General features: G+C 67.4%; 12 protein-coding genes and 1 pseudogene. 4 read left to right on the forward strand and 9 right to left on the reverse strand.

What is annotated here, in order from left to right:
- The first annotated feature begins 2 nt into the window (after nucleotides 1-2).
- Genes nuoL through B047_RS0103325 form a run of 3 tightly spaced genes read left to right on the forward strand, consistent with a single transcriptional unit; the run spans nucleotide 3 to nucleotide 4971 of the window.
- Nucleotides 3-1862, forward strand: coding sequence for an NADH-quinone oxidoreductase subunit L (nuoL, locus tag B047_RS0103315; protein ID WP_018465533.1), 1860 nt, complete (start codon nucleotides 3-5; stop codon nucleotides 1860-1862).
- On the forward strand, nucleotides 1862-3283 hold the full coding sequence (locus B047_RS0103320; RefSeq protein ID WP_018465534.1) for a complex I subunit 4 family protein: 1422 nt from the start codon (nucleotides 1862-1864) through the stop codon (nucleotides 3281-3283). The genes nuoL and B047_RS0103320 overlap by 1 nt, the downstream gene beginning before the upstream one ends.
- Entirely contained in the window at nucleotides 3280-4971 is a 1692-nt protein-coding gene (locus B047_RS0103325) for an NADH-quinone oxidoreductase subunit N (protein ID WP_018465535.1), read from the forward strand. Before B047_RS0103320 ends, B047_RS0103325 begins: the two co-directional genes overlap by 4 nt.
- A 50-nt stretch (nucleotides 4972-5021) precedes the next feature.
- On the opposite strand, the gene B047_RS0103330 is transcribed toward B047_RS0103325, so the two are convergent.
- The 3 genes from B047_RS0103330 to B047_RS0103340 all read right to left on the reverse strand — a co-directional run bounded on the left by B047_RS0103330 (nucleotide 5022) and on the right by B047_RS0103340 (nucleotide 8072).
- The gene (locus tag B047_RS0103330) at nucleotides 5022-6266 is read right to left on the reverse strand and encodes a CaiB/BaiF CoA transferase family protein (RefSeq protein ID WP_018465536.1); all 1245 of its coding nucleotides are present in this window, start codon (nucleotides 6264-6266) and stop codon (nucleotides 5022-5024) included.
- Nucleotides 6267-6269: 3 nt separating this feature from the next.
- Nucleotides 6270-6479: a hypothetical protein gene (locus B047_RS0103335; RefSeq protein WP_018465537.1), complete on the reverse strand. Its 210-nt coding sequence runs from the start codon at nucleotides 6477-6479 to the stop codon at nucleotides 6270-6272.
- Between the two features lie 432 nt (nucleotides 6480-6911).
- Nucleotides 6912-8072, reverse strand: a complete 1161-nt coding sequence (locus tag B047_RS0103340) for an acyl-CoA dehydrogenase family protein (protein ID WP_026234540.1) — start codon at nucleotides 8070-8072, stop codon at nucleotides 6912-6914.
- A 130-nt stretch (nucleotides 8073-8202) separates the two neighbouring features.
- On the opposite strand from B047_RS0103340, the gene ade reads away from it, so the two are divergent.
- A complete protein-coding gene (gene ade, locus B047_RS0103345; RefSeq protein ID WP_018465539.1) occupies nucleotides 8203-9927 on the forward strand; it encodes an adenine deaminase in 1725 nt (574 codons plus the stop codon).
- 82 nt (nucleotides 9928-10009) lie between these two features.
- Here ade and B047_RS0103350 read toward each other — a convergent pair whose 3' ends face one another.
- From B047_RS0103350 to B047_RS0103375, 6 genes and pseudogenes are all read right to left on the reverse strand, one after another.
- Nucleotides 10010-10903, reverse strand: a complete 894-nt coding sequence (locus B047_RS0103350) for a histone deacetylase family protein (RefSeq protein ID WP_018465540.1) — start codon at nucleotides 10901-10903, stop codon at nucleotides 10010-10012.
- Nucleotides 10900-12029 (reverse strand): annotated as a pseudogene (locus B047_RS16180) (acetoin utilization protein AcuC). Before B047_RS16180 ends, B047_RS0103350 begins: the two are co-directional and overlap by 4 nt.
- 3 nt (nucleotides 12030-12032) lie before the next feature.
- The gene (locus B047_RS0103360) at nucleotides 12033-12662 is read right to left on the reverse strand and encodes a CBS and ACT domain-containing protein (protein WP_018465541.1); all 630 of its coding nucleotides are present in this window, start codon (nucleotides 12660-12662) and stop codon (nucleotides 12033-12035) included.
- A gap of 135 nt (nucleotides 12663-12797) precedes the next feature.
- Nucleotides 12798-13034: a hypothetical protein gene (locus tag B047_RS0103365; protein ID WP_018465542.1), complete on the reverse strand. Its 237-nt coding sequence runs from the start codon at nucleotides 13032-13034 to the stop codon at nucleotides 12798-12800.
- Nucleotides 13035-13122: 88 nt separating this feature from the next.
- Entirely contained in the window at nucleotides 13123-14202 is a 1080-nt protein-coding gene (gene bshA, locus B047_RS0103370) for an N-acetyl-alpha-D-glucosaminyl L-malate synthase BshA (protein WP_018465543.1), read from the reverse strand.
- A gap of 245 nt (nucleotides 14203-14447) precedes the next feature.
- The gene (locus tag B047_RS0103375; protein ID WP_018465544.1) at nucleotides 14448-15626 is read right to left on the reverse strand and encodes an MFS transporter; all 1179 of its coding nucleotides are present in this window, start codon (nucleotides 15624-15626) and stop codon (nucleotides 14448-14450) included.
- Nucleotides 15627-15629 lie beyond the last annotated feature (3 nt).

Below are 15629 nucleotides of genomic sequence, written 5' to 3' on the forward strand. Positions count from 1 at the left end.
GTATGCAAGAGACCGTATTGCTACCGCTGATTATCCTGCTGCCCCTGCTGGGCTTCGCCGTCTTGGGCCTGTGGGGCAGGCGCATGGCGGAGCCCGTGCCGGGTGTTGTGGCCAGCGCTTTAGTGCTGGGCAGTCTCCTGCTGGGCCTAGCCTTGCTGGCTCAGGGCGGGGCTAAGTGGGCCGTGGAGGACTGGCTCCCCGGCGTTCCTCTGTCCTTCGCGCTGGACAACCTCTCGGGCCTGATGGTCATGGTCGTGGCGGGGGTGGGTTTCCTGATCCACGTCTACGCCATCGGCTACATGCACTCAGACCCCGGCTTCAGCCGCTTCTTCAGCTACTTCAACCTCTTCATCGCGGCGATGCTGGTGCTGGTGCTGGGCGACAGCCTACCGGTGGTCTTCATCGGCTGGGAGGGGGTGGGCCTGGCGAGCTACCTCCTCATCGGTTTCTGGTACACCGAACGGGTCAACGCCGACTCGGCCCGCAAGGCCTTCATCGTCAACCGCATCGGCGACCTGGGCTTCCTGCTGGGCATGGGGGTACTGTGGGCCCACTTCGGCACCCTCTCCATCTCCGAGCTGCGCGAGCTGATCGCCCCGGAGGGGGAATTCGCCATTGGGATCAACGTCGCGGCGGTGTCGCTGGCGGCTTTCCTGCTGTTCGTCGGAGCCATCGGCAAAAGCGCCCAGGTGCCCTTGATGGTGTGGCTCCCCGACGCGATGGCGGGCCCAACCCCGGTCTCGGCCCTGATCCACGCTGCGACCATGGTCACGGCTGGGGTCTACCTGCTGTGCCGCAACAGCTTCCTCTACTTCGACCTGCCCGACGTCTCCTTCTGGGTCGTGCTCATCGGCATGCTCACCGCCCTCTATGGCGCGCTGTGCGCCTTCGGCCAAACCGACATCAAGCGCATCGTGGCCTACTCGACGCTCTCCCAGCTCGGCTACATGTTCGTGGCCGCGGGGGTGGGGGCTTACTGGGTGGCGATGTTCCACGTCCTGACCCACGCTTTCTTCAAAGCCCTCCTGTTCATGTCCTCGGGCGCGGTGATCCACGCGCTGGGCGGTGAGCAGGACGTGCGCAAGATGGGCGGGATGTGGGGCTACCTCCCCCAGACCCGCATCCACGGCCTGGTAGGGGCGCTGGCGCTGGGCGGCCTGCCGCTGCTGTCGGGCTTTTGGTCCAAGGACGCCATCCTCGCTGCCTCCTACGAGTATTCCGCGCTGCTGTGGTTCGTGATGCTGCTCACCGCTGCCCTGACGGCGCTGTATTCCATGCGCTGGTTCGTGCTGGTGTTTATGGGCAAGTACCGCGGTCACGAACACCCTCACGAGAGCCCGGCGGTGATGACCTGGCCCAACCACCTTCTCACCCTGGGCTCGCTCTTCGCCGGCTTCGTGGGCCTGCCCTATGTGGTGCAGTCTGAGAACCTGCTCGAGCCCTGGCTCAACAAGGTAATCGTGCACCACGAGCACGAGAAGCTGCCCGTGCTCGACGAGTGGGCGCTGATTGTCATCTCGGCGGTGGTGGCTTTGGGAGCCCTCTACTATGGCTACCGCTTCTTCCAGGCTGAGGCGGCGGGCAAGCTGCCGGCTTGGTTCACCCGCTTCCAGGAAGCCTCGCTGAGGAGCTTCTACGCCGACGAGGTCTACAACGCCCTCCTGGTCAGGCCGCTCAAGGGCCTGGCCAAGATCCTCTTCGACGCCGACGGCGGCCTGCTGAGCGGCTTCTGGTGGCTAGGCAGCGTCACCGGCAACCTCGGCGGCCTGCTGGCGCGGCTCGAGACCGGCTACCTACGCTTCTACGCCGCGGGTCTGCTGATTGCCGCTGTGCTCTTGGTCCTCGTAGGGGTGATCCGCTGATGGACGCGCTATTGCATGTTGGGCTGTTCCTCCCCCTGCTGGCGGGGATCGCCCTGCTGATCTGGCCTAGCTTAGGCCGCAGGCTGGCCGTGGCCGCCTCGGGCGTCACTTTTCTAATCGCGGCCTGGCTTTTCGCTCGAGCCTCAGGTGGGGCCTATACCTTCCAGACGCCCCTGCTCGAGCCCATCCAGATGTACTACGCGCTGCGCCTGGACGGCGTGGGATTGGTGCTGTGGCTGGCCGTGGCCCTTACCACCTTGCTGGCGGTATTCATCGCCAAGGCGCCTACCCGCATGCTGGGCTGGGCGCTGCTGATGGAGAGCGGCCTGCTGGGCATCTTCGCCGCCGACGACCTGGTATTGTTCTACGTCTTCTTCGAGGCCACCCTGATCCCCTCGCTGCTGATGTTGGGGCTCTACGGCGGGCGCGAGCGGCTCAAGGCGGCCTACACCTTTGCCCTGTTCACCCTGGCGGGCTCGCTGCCCATGCTGGCGGCGGTCTTCGCGGTGCGTTACCTGGGTGGCTCGCCCAGCTTCCTCTACAGCGATCTGGCGGCTCACCCCGTGAGCGGGAGCGTGGCAGGCTGGGTTTTCTTGGGCTTCCTCATCGCCTTTGCGGTCAAGACCCCCCTCTTTCCGCTGCACGCGTGGCTGCCCTCCTTCCACGCCGAGAACCACCCCTCGGGCCTGGCCGACGCCATGGGTACGCTGTATAAGGTGGGCCTCTTCGCCTTCTTCAAGTGGGCCATTCCCCTGGCACCCGAGGGTTTCGCCCAATTCCAGGGGCTGCTGCTGGTGGTGGCGGCTTTTGGTGCGATCTACGCGGCCTGGCTGGCCTTCGCCGCCAAAGACTGGAAGCGCCTGCTGGCCTACGGTGGCGTCAGTCACATGGGGTTGGGCGCTCTAGGCCTGTTCAGCGGCAACGCCGAGGGGGTCACGGGGGCTTTGTTCCTGTTGGCGGCCTCGATGGTCTACACCGGTGGGCTGTTCTTGGTGGTGGGCCGCATCGCCGATCGCACCGAGACCCTGGAGATCGGCCCGGTGCGGGGCATCGCCAAAAGCGCCCCTGCCCTGAGCGTGTTGACGATGTTTTTGGTCATGGCCATGATCGGCCTGCCCGGTTTGTCGGGCTTCCCCGGAGAGTTCATGGCCCTGCTGGGGGCCTGGAAGATCAGCCCCTGGCTCACCTTCGTCGCCTTTACCGCGGTGATTGCGGCGGCGGCCTACGCCCTCACGGCCTACCAGGCCCTCTTTCAGGAGGAGCAGAACCGGGTGGTGAGCGACCTCACCCCCCGCGAGTGGGCTTTTGCTGCAGCCATCGTGGTAGGGGTCGGGCTGGCGGGCGTGTATCCCAAGATGTTTACCCAGATGATCCATCCTCTATCTGAAGCGCTGGTCAAGCTGCTGGGAGGTGGAGCGTGATCACCCTCTACATCCTGGGGGCCGCCAGCACGGCACTCACCCTGCTGGGCTTCTTCGTGCCCGCTCGCGTCAGTCGCTGGTTGGCGACGGGCAGCGTGGCGGCCGCTATCGCCTCCTTGCTTTTCACCTGGGGCCAGCGCCAGACGGCCTTCGGCGGGCTCTACGTCGTCGACCCCATCTCCCAGAGCTTCACCCTCGTGGCCCTGCTGGGCGTGTTGTGGGCGCTGCTCATCGGCAGGAGCGAGAAGTGGGAGTTCTCGCTTTTGCTGCTGTACGCGGCTGCGGGGATGCACTTCATGGCCTCCTCGCCCAACCTGCCGGTGCTGCTGATCGCCCTCGAGGTCTTCTCGCTGCCCCTGTACGTGCTGGCCACCTGGCAGCGCGACGAGCGCGGCTTCGAGGCGGGTCTGAAGTACTTCCTGCTTGGAGCGCTCTCGGCGGCCATCTTCCTCTACGGCATCGCGCTGCACTTCGGCGCCACCGGCTCCTTTAACGCCGGGGCCCAGGGCTCGGGGCCGCTGTACGTCGCCGCGCTGCTGCTGATCCTGGGGGCCTTGGCCTTCAAGGTTAGCCTGGTGCCCTTCCACTGGTGGACTCCCGACGTTTACCAAGGCAGCCCCACCACCGTCTCGCTGATGATGGCCACGGCGGTCAAGGCCGCGGGCTTCGCCGCGCTGGTGCGGGTGCTGAACGTACAGGACCAGGGCCTTTGGGGCCTGGGCCTGGGAGCCCTGATCGCCCTGACCGTGATTTTCGGCAACCTGGGCGCGCTGGCCCAGCAGGAGAGCAAGCGCCTCTTGGCCTACTCCTCCATCGCCCACGCCGGGTACGTGGGCCTGGGGCTCTACAGCGGCACCGCAACGGCAGCCATCGGCTTCTACCTGCTGGCTTACCTGCTCTCGACCGGGCTGGCCTTCGCGGTGCTGGCCGCCATTTCGCAGGGAGACGTGCCCTATGAGCGCCTGCGCGGGTTGCTCTACCGCAAGCCGCTGCTGGGTGTGGCCATGAGCGTGGGCCTGTTCTCGCTGGCTGGCCTGCCGCCCTTCGCGGGTTTTTGGGGCAAGCTCTTGGTCTTCCTCGAGGCTGCCAAAGCCCAGCAGTGGGGCCTGCTGGTGCTGGCCCTCATCACCTCAGCCGTGGCCGCTTACTACTACCTGCGCTTGTTCAACCTGGTCGTCGCCCGCGGCCCGGAGGCCAGGGCCGAGGAGGAAGCCGCCCTTCCCGCCCCGCTGGTCGGGGCTCCGGTCCTGGCAGGTCAGGGTACGGGTGGCCTGAGCTTGGCTACCGGACGCTTGGCGGCGTGGCCATTGATGGTCGCCACCGCTTTGGTGGTGCTGCTGGGCATCCTGCCCGGCTTGGGCTACCGCCTCTTCAGCCCCACGCCCTTCGCCGCGCTTTCGCGCCCCACTACCGCGTCCACGACCCTGCCCGCCAGCTTCACCATCACCTCTCCTTCCGATGGAGCCGAGCTGCGGGCGGGCGAGTTCAGCTTGCAGGGCACCGGCAGGGCGGGGGAGACCCTCGAGGTCTGGGACAACGCTAGCCGCATCGCCGAGGTGCGGGTGGGCGAGAATGGCGGTTGGTCGCTGATGCTGCCCAGCCCGCCCAGTGTGGGTGAGCACATCTACCAGGTGCGCCGCCCTGGGGAGGGTGAGGGCCCTTCGGTGCGGGTCAGGGTTGTGGAGTAAAGCTTTTGGAAATCGGGGGCGCACCGATGCCGGTCCTCGGCGGTGCGCCCCTACTTCTTTTGCTGGTTTTGCCGGACGACCCCTGCGGCCTCGAGCCCATCGACTTCCTCGCGGCTCAGGCCCAGCACGCGCGCGAGCACCTCGAGGGTGTGCTCGCCCAGCAGGGGAGGGGGGCTTTGGATCTGCGCGGGGGTGCGCGAGAAGTGGGAGAGGGGGGAGCCGATGAGGGGAATGAGGCCCAAGGTGGGGTGCTCGGTCTCCACCCGCATTCTTCTGGCCTGGGCCTGGGGTTCGGCGAAGGCTTCGGCCAGGCTGTTGACCGGGGTGGCGGGGACTCCAGCCCGTTGGAGCGCGCCCAGCCAGTGGGCGCGGGGGCGGCTCTTGAAGATGGCCTCGAGCTGCGGCAGCAGAACTGCGCGGTGACATACGCGGCCCTGGTTGCTCCGAAAACGCTGGTCCTCCCACAGCTCGAGGTGGCCGATGGCCTCGCAGGTGCGCCGGTATTGCTCGTCGTTGCCCACGGTGAGCATGAACCAGCCGTCGCTGGCCTCGAAGGCCCCGTAGGGCACGATCTGGGGGTGGGCGTTGCCCAGCCGGGTCGGGTTGACGCCGCTGACCAGGTAGCTCTGGGCCAGGTTGGCCATGGCCGAGAGCCCGGTGTCGAAGAGGGCGAGGTCGATGTGCTGGCCCTGGCCGCTTCTCTCGCGCTCGAGCAACGCCGCCAGCACCGCTATGGCCCCGGTCATCCCGGTCATGAGGTCCACCCAGGCCACCGGGACCCGCATCGGCGGCCCCTCCGGCTCGCCCGTCAGCGACATGATGCCGATGAGCCCCTGGATCGCCACGTCGTAGCCGGGCTCCTGGGCGCGGGGGCCGCTGTGCCCGTAGCCGGTGATGGAGAGGTAGACCAACCGGGGGTTGATCCGGGCCAGGGTAGGGTAGTCCAGGCCGTAGCGGGCCAGGTCGCCGGTCTTGTAGTTCTCCACCAGCACGTCGGCCTGGGCGGCCAGCGCCCGCACCAGCGCCTGGCCGCGGGGGTCCTTGAGGTTGACCACCACGCTCTTCTTGCCGCGGTTGGCCGAGAGGTAGTAAGCGCTCTCGCCTCCCGCCCCTAGCTTCCAGCCAGCGGGTTCGGCGGGCTCGAGGAAGGGCGGTCCCCAGCTGCGGGTGTCGTCGCCCTTAGGCGGTTCGATCTTCCAGACCTCCGCCCCTAGGTCGGCGAGCATCTGGGTGCAGAAGGGGCCCGCCAGGATGCGGGAGAGGTCGAGGACTTTGAGGCCGGTGAGCGCGCCCACGGTCTAGCTGGCCAGCTCGAGGGCCACTTCTTCCCTCACGACCTTCAGCCGCTTGCCCAGGTGCTCCTCGAGGAAGCCGAGCGCGTCCTGAATCGCCTCTTCCGCAGTGCTGCCGTAACCCTGAAGCTCGGGGTACTCGAGAATTTTCGCCACGTACGGCTCGAACCCCCCTTCGTATTCGGGGTGGTATTCGACGTTAATCTGCACTTTCATCGTACCTCCAGTCGATCTATTGCACGTAGGAGCGCTTTCACGGGACGTTTGGCGGGATGTGGCTCGTGGACGCTTACCACGAACCCAGGCTCGTGCACAAAGCGCCTGCGGCTTCCCTTTCCAAATGAGCAGTGTAAACCCATACGCTTCAGCCAGTTCACGGAAGTCCTGCCAGTCGCACCGTGTGATCCGCCCCCCAACGCGCGCCCGGAGTTCGGCTCTGTCCATCGGCGGCTAGAATACCAGGTCATACCAGATTCGGTTAGTTCGTCACCATTCGGTGACGAACTAACCCGACCGAAGGGAGTGCTCTGGGATTCAAAAAGATAGCCTCTGGGTTTTGGTTTTGAAGAGTATCTTTTTGAATCCGGTATCATAACCGTAGAACTGCTCATCCCGCCATGTCAAAGCGTTCGTGGAGGGCCGATGTCTCTACTCGAGCGCACTGAGGCCGGTGATGTCGCGCCCCAGGATCAGGGTGTGGATATCGTGGGTGCCCTCGTAGGTGTCGACGGTCTCGAGGTTGAGCATGTGGCGGATGGCGTGGTACTCGAGGGTGATGCCGCTGCCGCCCAGGATTTCCCGCGCGGCCCGCGCCCCGTTGAGGGCGGCGCGCACGTTGTCGCGCTTGCCCAGGCTCACCTGCTGGGGGCGCAGCTTGCCCGTGTCCTTGAGCTGGGCTAAGCGCCAGGCCACCAGCAGGCCTTTGCTGTGATCGCTGAGCATGCGCACCAGCTTCTCCTGCACCAATTGGCGGCTGCCGATGGGCTTGCCAAAGGTGGTGCGGGTCTGGACGAAGCCGAGGGCTTCGGTGTAGACGGCCTCGAGCGCCCCCAGCGCCCCCCAGGCGATGCCGAAGCGAGCCTGGGTCAGGCAGGAGAGCGGTCCCTTGAGCCCCTGCACGCCGGGCAGCATGGCGCTGGCGGGGACGCGCACCTCCTCGAGCACCAGCTCGCTCGTCACCGAGGCCCGCAGCGAGGCCTTGTGCTTCACCTCGTTGGCCTTGAAGCCGGGGGTGTCGGTGGGCACGATGAAACCACGCACCACGCCGGCGTCGTCCTTGGCCCAGACGATGGCGAGGTGGGCCAGGTTGCCGTTGGTGATCCACATCTTGCTACCCGTGAGCACGTAATGCTCGCCGTCCTTGCGGGCGCGGGTCTTCATGTTGCCGTCGGGGTCGCTACCGCCACCCTCCTCGGTGAGACCGAAGCAGCCCACCAGCTCGCCCGTAGCCAGCCGGGGCAGGTATTCGCGCTTTTGCTCCTCGGAGCCGAAGGCGTAGATGGGATACATCACCAGCGAGCTCTGCACGCTGCAGAAGCTGCGCAGGCCGGAGTCGATGCGCTCGAGCTCGTAGGCGATGAGGCCGTAGGCCGCGCTCGAGACCCCCGCCCCGCCGTACTCGGTGGGGATGGTGGGGCCTAGGAAGCCCATCTCCCCGAAGCGCCGGATCAGGTGGGTGGGGAAAGTGCCCTCCTCCCACCACTGCCCGATGTGGGGCAGGGCCACGTCGTCGAGGAAGCGCCTGGAGGAGCGCTGGATCTCGCGCTCCTCGGGGGTGAATAGCTCGTAAAGGCCCAGGTAGTCGAGCATCTGGGTGCCGCTGGCAGTACCGACCATGCCCCGATTTTAGCCCTTTACCCAGGGACATAGGCCCAAGGTGGGCTCGAGGACGGTTTTCGCCAAGCTATTTCCGTGCCGGAATTTCCCGTTAGAATGCGCTATGCAGCGCCAAACGCTGATTCACCTTCTCGAGGTCGCGCGGGGCGATACCCCCGCCGACTTGGTCCTGAGCAACGCGCGGGTGCTCAACGTCTTCACCGGGGAGATCTACCCGGCCGCGGTGGCCATCGCCGGAGGGTTCATCGCCGGGGTGGGCGAGGGCTACGTGGGCCGCGAGGTCCACGACCTGGGGGGGCGCTTCCTGGTACCCGGCCTCATCGACGCCCACATCCACATCGAGTCCACGCTCTCGCTGCCTTATGAGCTCGCCCGGGTCATCGTGCCCCGGGGCACCACCACCCTGGTCGCCGATCCCCACGAGATCGCCAACGTGTGCGGCCTCGAGGGCATCCGCTTCATGCTCGAGGCCTCCGAGGGGCTCCCGCTGGACTGCTTGTTCATGCTGCCCTCCTGCGTGCCCGCCAGCCCGCTCTCCAGCAGCGGGGCAGTGCTCGAGGCGGCGGATTTGCTGAAGCTGTGGGGGACGCATCCCCGCCTCCTGGGCCTGGCCGAATTCATGAACGTGCCCGGTGTGGTGCTCGGCGACCCGCAGTGCCTCGATAAGCTGATGGCCTTCCAGGGGGAGCGCATCGACGGGCACGCGCCCGGCCTGGGCGGCAAGTGGCTCCAGGCCTACGCCGCCGCCGGGCCCGCCACCGACCACGAGTCCACCAGCGCCGAGGAGGCGTTGGAGAAGCTGCGGGCCGGGCTTCACGTGCTAGTGCGCGAGGGCACCGTGACCCGCGACCTCGAGGCCCTCCTGCCCCTCATCAACGAGAAGACCGCGCCCCGCATGGCCTTCTGCACCGACGACCGTCACCCCGAAGACCTGCTCGACGAGGGCCACCTCGACTTCGTGGTGCGGCGGGCCGTCAAGCTCGGGCTGGACCCGGTCACCGCCATCCAGATGGCGACGCTGGGCGCTGCCAACGCCCACCGCCTGCGCGACCGGGGGGCCATCGCGCCGGGACGGCGGGCCGATTTGGTGGTGACGAGTCGCCTGGAGGACTTCCGCGCCGAGCGGGTTTACTCGGCTGGGCGCTGGGTGGCCGAGCACGGCGAGCCGGTGGGCGAGTGGCTGCACCCGCAGGCCGACTTGCGTCAGGTGCGCAACACCGTGCGGGTCGATCTCAGCCGGGTCTCGCTGGACATCCCGGCTCAGGGGGGCTGGGTGCGGGCCATCGGGGTCATCCCGCGGAAGGTGGTGACCGAAGAACGCGTTCGCCCGGCCCGCATCGTGGGTGGGCTGGCCCAGGCCGACCCCGAGGGCGACCTGCTCAAGCTAGCGGTGGTCAACCGCTACGGCGGGCAGGGGGTGGGGCTGGGCTTCGTGCACGGGCTGGGTTTGCGGCGCGGGGCCATCGCCGGGACCGTGGGCCACGACAGCCACAACCTCACCTGCGCCGGGGCCGACGACGAATCCATGCGCACCGCGATGCGGGCCCTGGCCGAGGCGGGTGGGGGCTACGCGGTGGCGCTGGGTGAGGAAGTGCTGGCCCTCACCCCCCTGCCCGTCGCCGGGCTGATGAGCGACAGGCCCATGCCCGAGGTCCGCGCCCAGATAGAGCGCCTGCTGGCCGCCACCAAGCAGCTGGGCACCCCCCTGCACGACCCCATGATGCACGTGGCCTTCCTGCCGCTCGAGGTCATCCCCAAGCTCAAGCTCACCGACAAGGGGCTGGTGGACGTGGAGAAGTTCGGCTTCGTGAGTTTGTGGGCGGGTTAGGGGAACGCTGGGCGCGGGCAAGACACCTTGTTCCCTCCCTGGCAAGGGGGGCGGGAGGAGTCTGGTGTGAACCTGAAGGTCGCTACCCGCCCCTGGTGACGCTCCAAAGCTCGGCCACGGCCAGGCGGTAGGTCTGGATCCTGGCCTCCGCCAGCAGCCGCAGGTCAGGGTGGTAGCCTCCACCCCCAACGACGACCAGGGCCGCGCCGCTCTCTCGCACCTTCTGGTATACGCGCCGGTTTCGCTCGATCAGGCCGTCTAAGCTCAGCGCCAGGCGACCCAGGCGATCCCCGGCCAGCACGTCCACGCCGGAGTTGAAGAACACCAAGTCGGGGCGGAAGGCGAAGGCGCGCTCGAGGGCGGGCTCGAGCGCCGCCAGGTACTCCGCGTCGCCGGTGGCGTCCGGCAGGGCCACGTCGAGGTCGCTCCGCTCTTTGAGTTGGGGGTAGTTGTGCTGGGCGTGGAGCGAGAGGGTAAACACCGAGGGGTCGCTCTGGAAGAACACCGCCGTGCCGTTGCCCTGGTGCACGTCGAGGTCGACCACCAGCACCCGCCCGCCAAAGCCCTCGGCGCGGGCCTTGGCGATGGCCACCGCCACGTCGTTGAACAGGCTGTAGCCCTCGGCGTGGGCGGGGTAGGCGTGGTGGGTGCCACCGCCCAGGTTGAGCCCCAGGCCCCCCTGCAAAGCGTCCTCGAGCGCCGCCAGCGTGCCACCGGCCGAGTACAGGGCGCGCTGGAGCAGCTCGGGGCTAAAGTGGCGGCCCAGCCTGAGCGACTCGGCACGGGAGAGCCCCTCGCCAAAGACGTGGTGCAGATAGCCTTGGTCGTGGGCCAGGGCCAGCTCCTCCAGCCGCGCCGCAGGGGAGGGCCGGAGCTCGAGCACCTCCTCCAGCTCCTCGCGGATGACCTCCCAGAGCTGGGCGAACCCTGCCACGGGAGGCAGGCTGAGTGCAGCACTGTAGGCCCTGGCCTTCATTTCCAGTATGGCTGTACCGTCTCCAACAGCCGCCGCGCGATCTGGCGGTTGTGCTGTTCAATCTGGGGCTTGCGGGGGATTTCGGGGTAGCAGCGCTCGGGGTCGTACAGGGTGGGGCTCAGGGGTTCGCGCAGGCGAGGGGCCCAGCGGTCCTGCCAGTCCTGGGGCAGCTGGTCGGGCAGGGGGAGCTCTTGCAGGACGTGATAGAGCAGGGCCCACACCCGCACCGCCGCGTCGAAGCTGTAGCCGCCGCCCAGGGTGAAGATGGCCTTGCCTGCGGCGAACTCGCGGGCGTACTGCCGCAGCAGCGGGAAGATTTTGCCATAGCTGCGGGTGGTGAGCAGCAGCTCGGCCAGGGGGTCTTGGAAGTGGGCGTCGGCTCCGCACTGGATGACCAGCGCGTCGGGGCGGAACCAGGAGAGGGCGGCTTCACTGACCTGTTGGAAGACCTCGAGGTAGCTCTCGTCCTCGCTGAAGGGTTCCAGCGGCACGTTGAGTTTGCGCCCCGCACCCGCTCCCCGCCCGATCTCGTGGATGGCCCCGGTGCCGGGAAAGAGGTAGCGCCCGGACTCGTGGAAGGAGAGGGTGAGCACCTCGGCTTCGTCGTAGTGGATCCACTGCACCCCGTCGCCGTGGTGCACATCGATATCGATGTAAGCCACCCGCATCCCCGCTTTCGTGAGGTGGCGGATGGCTATCGCGAGGTCGTTGTAGACGCAGAAGCCCGAAGCCTGGTCGTATTGGGCGTGGTGCAGACCGCCGCCTAAGTGCAGCACTTCCCCGGCTCCACCCAGGACCAAGCGAGCGGCCTCGAGCGCTCCACCCACCAGCCAGCGGGCTGCCTCGTCCATGCCGGGGAAGACCGGGGTGTCGCCGGTGCCCAGGCCGTAGTGCACCAAGTCGGGGGACTCCTCGCCCTGGCTGGCTGCTTCCACCCGCCGCACGAAGCGCTCGGAGTGCACGCTTAGCACCTCCTCGCGTGAAGCCTGGGGGGCGCATGGGGGGTGATGGGGTGGCCCAGGCTCTTCAGCAGGTCCAGCAGCATCTCCAGCCGCAGCGGGCTGAAGGGGTGCTGCGGGCCGAAGGAATACTTCAGATAACCGGGGTGATAGACGACCGGCACCATGCCCTACATCCAGGGTTTTTCCGGCGGCCACAGCACCTCGAGCCCCTGCTGGCGCAGCTCCTCGGCAAGGGCGCGGGTGTTCTGGGTGTTGACCCGCAACACGCTGCGCACCCACAACGGGTCTTCGGGGTAGGTCAGCAGCGAGTGTACGTTGACGCCCTGGTCGGCCAGGTAGCCCGTGAGCAGGGCCAGTTGACCGGGCTCGTCGGGCAGGCGCAGCTCGAGGCGCCCGCTGGGCTTTTCCACCCCGGTGAGCTTGAGCAGCGCGTCCAGCAGGTCGATGCCGGTTACGATGCCCACCAGCTCGTCGTTCTCGAGCACCGGCAGACAGCCGATCTTGCGCGTGCGCATGGTGCGGGCCGCTTCTTCCACAGGGTCGAGCGGGTCGGCGGTGACTACGGGATGGCTCATCACTTTGCTCACCGGGGTGTTGGGTGAGGCCGCCGAGTCCTTCGCCAGCGGGCTACAGGCCAGCCGCACGTCGCGGTCGGTGATCACCCCCACCACCCGCCCCTCGCGCACTACCGGCAGGTGGCGCACCCGTTTGGCGTACATCAGCTCGTGCGCCTCCTGCAGGCTCAGCTCCTCCGGCACGGTCAGCACCGGGCTGTTCATGACGTCCTTGACCAGCATGGTCTCTACACTGTACTCCTAAAGAGTTCTACGTCGCACACAATACGCCCGCGCTACAGGTCTTCGGCAATCGAGGCCGATGTCGGCGGCAACAAAACCCCCGCGGCAGCGCGGGGGTTTGGAGGTCGCAGCCGCTCAGCTTTGGGGGCGGCTGCCCAGGCGCAGGCTGAGGCCCAGCAGGAAGCCGGCTCCCAGGGCGAGCAGGGCGGTGAGCAGCACCCGTCCGATGGGGTTGTGGTAGGGGCGGTTGAGCACCGAAGCCGCCGTGGCCAGGTTGTTGAGGTCAATGGCGTTCCAAATCAGGAAGATCCCCGCCAGCAGCAATAGCAGCAGACCGAGGTACAGGGCGACCTTGCTCAATACGTTTCCCATGTGAACAGTCTAGCGCAATCGGGGTGGGAATATCGCCCTGCTCTAAATCGATCGAGGTGTGCAGCGTACAGCCACTGCGCTTCAGCGCTCATCGCGCCACCAGCACTTCTTCGTACAGCGCTTCGTACTGGGCGGTGATGTGGTCGGGGTGGAAGCGCTCGGCGGCGTACCGGCGGGCAATCTGCCGCATTTGGGGGAGCTCGTCGGCGGTGAGCACTTCGACGGCGGCGCTGGCGTAGGCCTCGAGGTCGCCCAACTCCACCAGCCGCCCCACCGCCGGGTTGATCAGCTCGGGGATGCCGCCCACGCGGGTGCTGACCACGGGAACTCCGCAGGCCAGGGCCTCGAGCGCAGCCTGTCCGAAGGATTCCTCCTCCGACATCAGCAAGAACAGGTCGGCGGCCCCGATGACGTACTCGGGGTGGGGGCTGGGGGGCAGAAAGCTCACGTAGCGGCCCAAGTTCAGCTCCTCCACCACCCGCCTGGCCTCGGCTTCCTCGGGACCTTTGCCCAGCAGTACCAGGCGGGCTTTGACCCGCTGGCGAATCTTGAAGAAAGCCCGCACGATGTCGGGTACGCGCTTGACCGAGCGAAAGTTGGAGGCGTGGACGAGGAGGTACTCGTCTTCGGCGGCGTATTCGCCCCGGCGTTCGGGAAAAGGGCGAAAGCGCTCGATGTCTACGGCGTTGTAGATCACCCTGGGCTTGACCCCGAAGGCCCACCTGGCCCTCAGCGCCAGGTTCCAGGAGACGGCGGTGACGGCACAGGCGCGGCGCAGAAATTTGGCGGTGACGTTGCGGTAAACGCTGTCCTGGCCCAGGATGCTCACGTCGGAGCCGTGTAGGGTGTGGATGGTGGGGATGTGGCCCTCGCTGGCCAGCCAGGCGGCGGCGGCGTGGGGAATGGCGTAGTGGGTATGGATGGCCTCGAGCCTCACCTCCCGCATGGCCCGCTCGAGGGCCCCCGCCAGGGCCAGCTCGTATAGCGGCCCCGGAAAGACCGGGTAGTAGGGCATCTCCACCTTCCAGAACCGCACCCCGCTCTTCTCGTCAAAGCGGAAGGGGCGCTCGGTGGCGAAGAGCCAGACTTCGTGCCCACGCCGGGCCAGACGCTGGGCCAGCTCGGTAGCGACGATCCCGCTACCTCCTAGGCTGGCGTAGGCCACCATTCCTAAACGCACCCCCCCAGTTTAGCTAGCCTACGCTCCCAGACCGTGAGGGGGAGCACGGCGGAGGTCTCGAGCCAGCCTTGCTACAGCCCTCATGTCTGCTAAGCCCCCTTCGCTTGATTTTGCCTCATCTGGGGCGTATCGGGATGGCCGACCGAAGGGAGGGGTCTTTGCTGAGGTTTTCACGCATCCCCAGTGCGGCGGGTTGCGCCTCACCGCGCGAGGCGCAGGGGTGAGAAACGCGATCAGTGACCTGGCTCTTCGCGCACCAGCGCCAGCAGGCTCAGGCCCAGGGCGAAGACGCCTGCGAGCAAGAGCCAGCCTGTGGCGTAGCTGCCGCTGCGTTCGACCACCAAACCGAAGATGGGGGGAGCCGCGGCAATCCCGATGGAGGTGAACACCAGCCCCAAGCCCACCACCCGCCCCTCGAGGCCTGGGGGTGAGAGCTCGGTCAGGAGGGAGAAGTGCAGGCCCTGCCAGCCCAGGGCTGTTGCGCCGTACAGCACCACCACGCCAGCCTTCAGCCACAGCGGGGTGCTGATGGGTAGCCAGCTCAGCGATAGCGCACACAAGGTCGCCAGCCCCACGATGCCCAGCAGCAGGGGTTTGCGCTGCCCCCCCAGGCGGTCGGAGAGCCCGGCCCAGAAGACCCGGCTCAGCGCCCCGGCCAGGTTGGCCGCCGTCAGCAAGGCTGCCCCCTGCAATTCGGGGATGCCGAAGCGTTCCCGCAGGAAGAGGATGAGGTAGGTGATCATGATGAACTGTCCCGTGGGCAGCGTGACCCCGGCCACCGCTGCCAGGACGATGTTGCGTTCGGCCAGGATGCGCCGCAAGCCCGAGCGGCCCGTGCGGGCTTGCGGCCCCCGGCGAACGTTCTCGCGGTAGAGCCTCGAGGTGAGCCAGCCCGCCAGCACCGCCACCAACCCCGCCACCCCCGAGGCCCAGCGCCACCCGAAGTACTCGGCTATCGGAGCCAAAAACCCCGAGGCCAGCGCTCCGCCCAGCGGCACGGCCATCTGGCGCAGCCCGATCACCAGTCCGCGTTGTTGGGGAGGGAAAGCCTGGGCCACCGCCTGCGACCCCGCCGGCGTGGAGCAGGCCACTACCAGGCCCACCAGCACCAAAAGCATCAGGAACAGCGCTTGCTCACGCGCTACCAGCGGGATCAGTAGCGTCAAGGCGGCTGCCGCCAGCGAGGCCAGGATCAGCACCTGGCGGCTGCCAAAGCGGTCGGTCAGCCAGCCCGCCGGCAGTGCGCCCAGCATGGTGCCCAGGTAGATGAAGGTGTTGAGCAGGCCCACAGCCGTGAGCGACAGCCCTAAGTCGTCGCGTAGGTAGGGCGTGAGGGTGGGGTAGACAAAGCCGATGGCCGAAATGGCCGACCCGGCGGTCATGGCGGCAGCGAGCACGGCCCAGGGCGACATGGG

The sequence above is a fragment of the Calidithermus timidus DSM 17022 genome, from assembly GCF_000373205.1.
Classification (GTDB): Bacteria; Deinococcota; Deinococci; order Deinococcales; family Thermaceae; genus Calidithermus; species Calidithermus timidus.

Excerpts from the sequence above, each read along its gene's own strand:
- nuoL (WP_018465533.1), top strand. The coding sequence starts at position 3 with ATGCAAGAGACCGTATTGCTACCGCTGATTATCCTGCTGCCCCTGCTG.
- B047_RS0103320 (WP_018465534.1), top strand. The coding sequence starts at position 1,862 with ATGGACGCGCTATTGCATGTTGGGCTGTTCCTCCCCCTGCTGGCGGGG.
- B047_RS0103335 (WP_018465537.1), bottom strand. The coding sequence starts at position 6,479 with ATGAAAGTGCAGATTAACGTCGAATACCACCCCGAATACGAAGGGGGG.
- B047_RS0103340 (WP_026234540.1), bottom strand. The coding sequence starts at position 8,072 with ATGCTCGACTACCTGGGCCTTTACGAGCTATTCACCCCCGAGGAGCGC.
- ade (WP_018465539.1), top strand. The coding sequence starts at position 8,203 with ATGCAGCGCCAAACGCTGATTCACCTTCTCGAGGTCGCGCGGGGCGAT.
- B047_RS0103350 (WP_018465540.1), bottom strand. The coding sequence starts at position 10,903 with ATGAAGGCCAGGGCCTACAGTGCTGCACTCAGCCTGCCTCCCGTGGCA.
- B047_RS0103360 (WP_018465541.1), bottom strand. The coding sequence starts at position 12,662 with ATGCTGGTCAAGGACGTCATGAACAGCCCGGTGCTGACCGTGCCGGAG.
- B047_RS0103365 (WP_018465542.1), bottom strand. The coding sequence starts at position 13,034 with ATGGGAAACGTATTGAGCAAGGTCGCCCTGTACCTCGGTCTGCTGCTA.
- bshA (WP_018465543.1), bottom strand. The coding sequence starts at position 14,202 with ATGGTGGCCTACGCCAGCCTAGGAGGTAGCGGGATCGTCGCTACCGAG.
- B047_RS0103375 (WP_018465544.1), bottom strand. The coding sequence starts at position 15,626 with ATGTCGCCCTGGGCCGTGCTCGCTGCCGCCATGACCGCCGGGTCGGCC.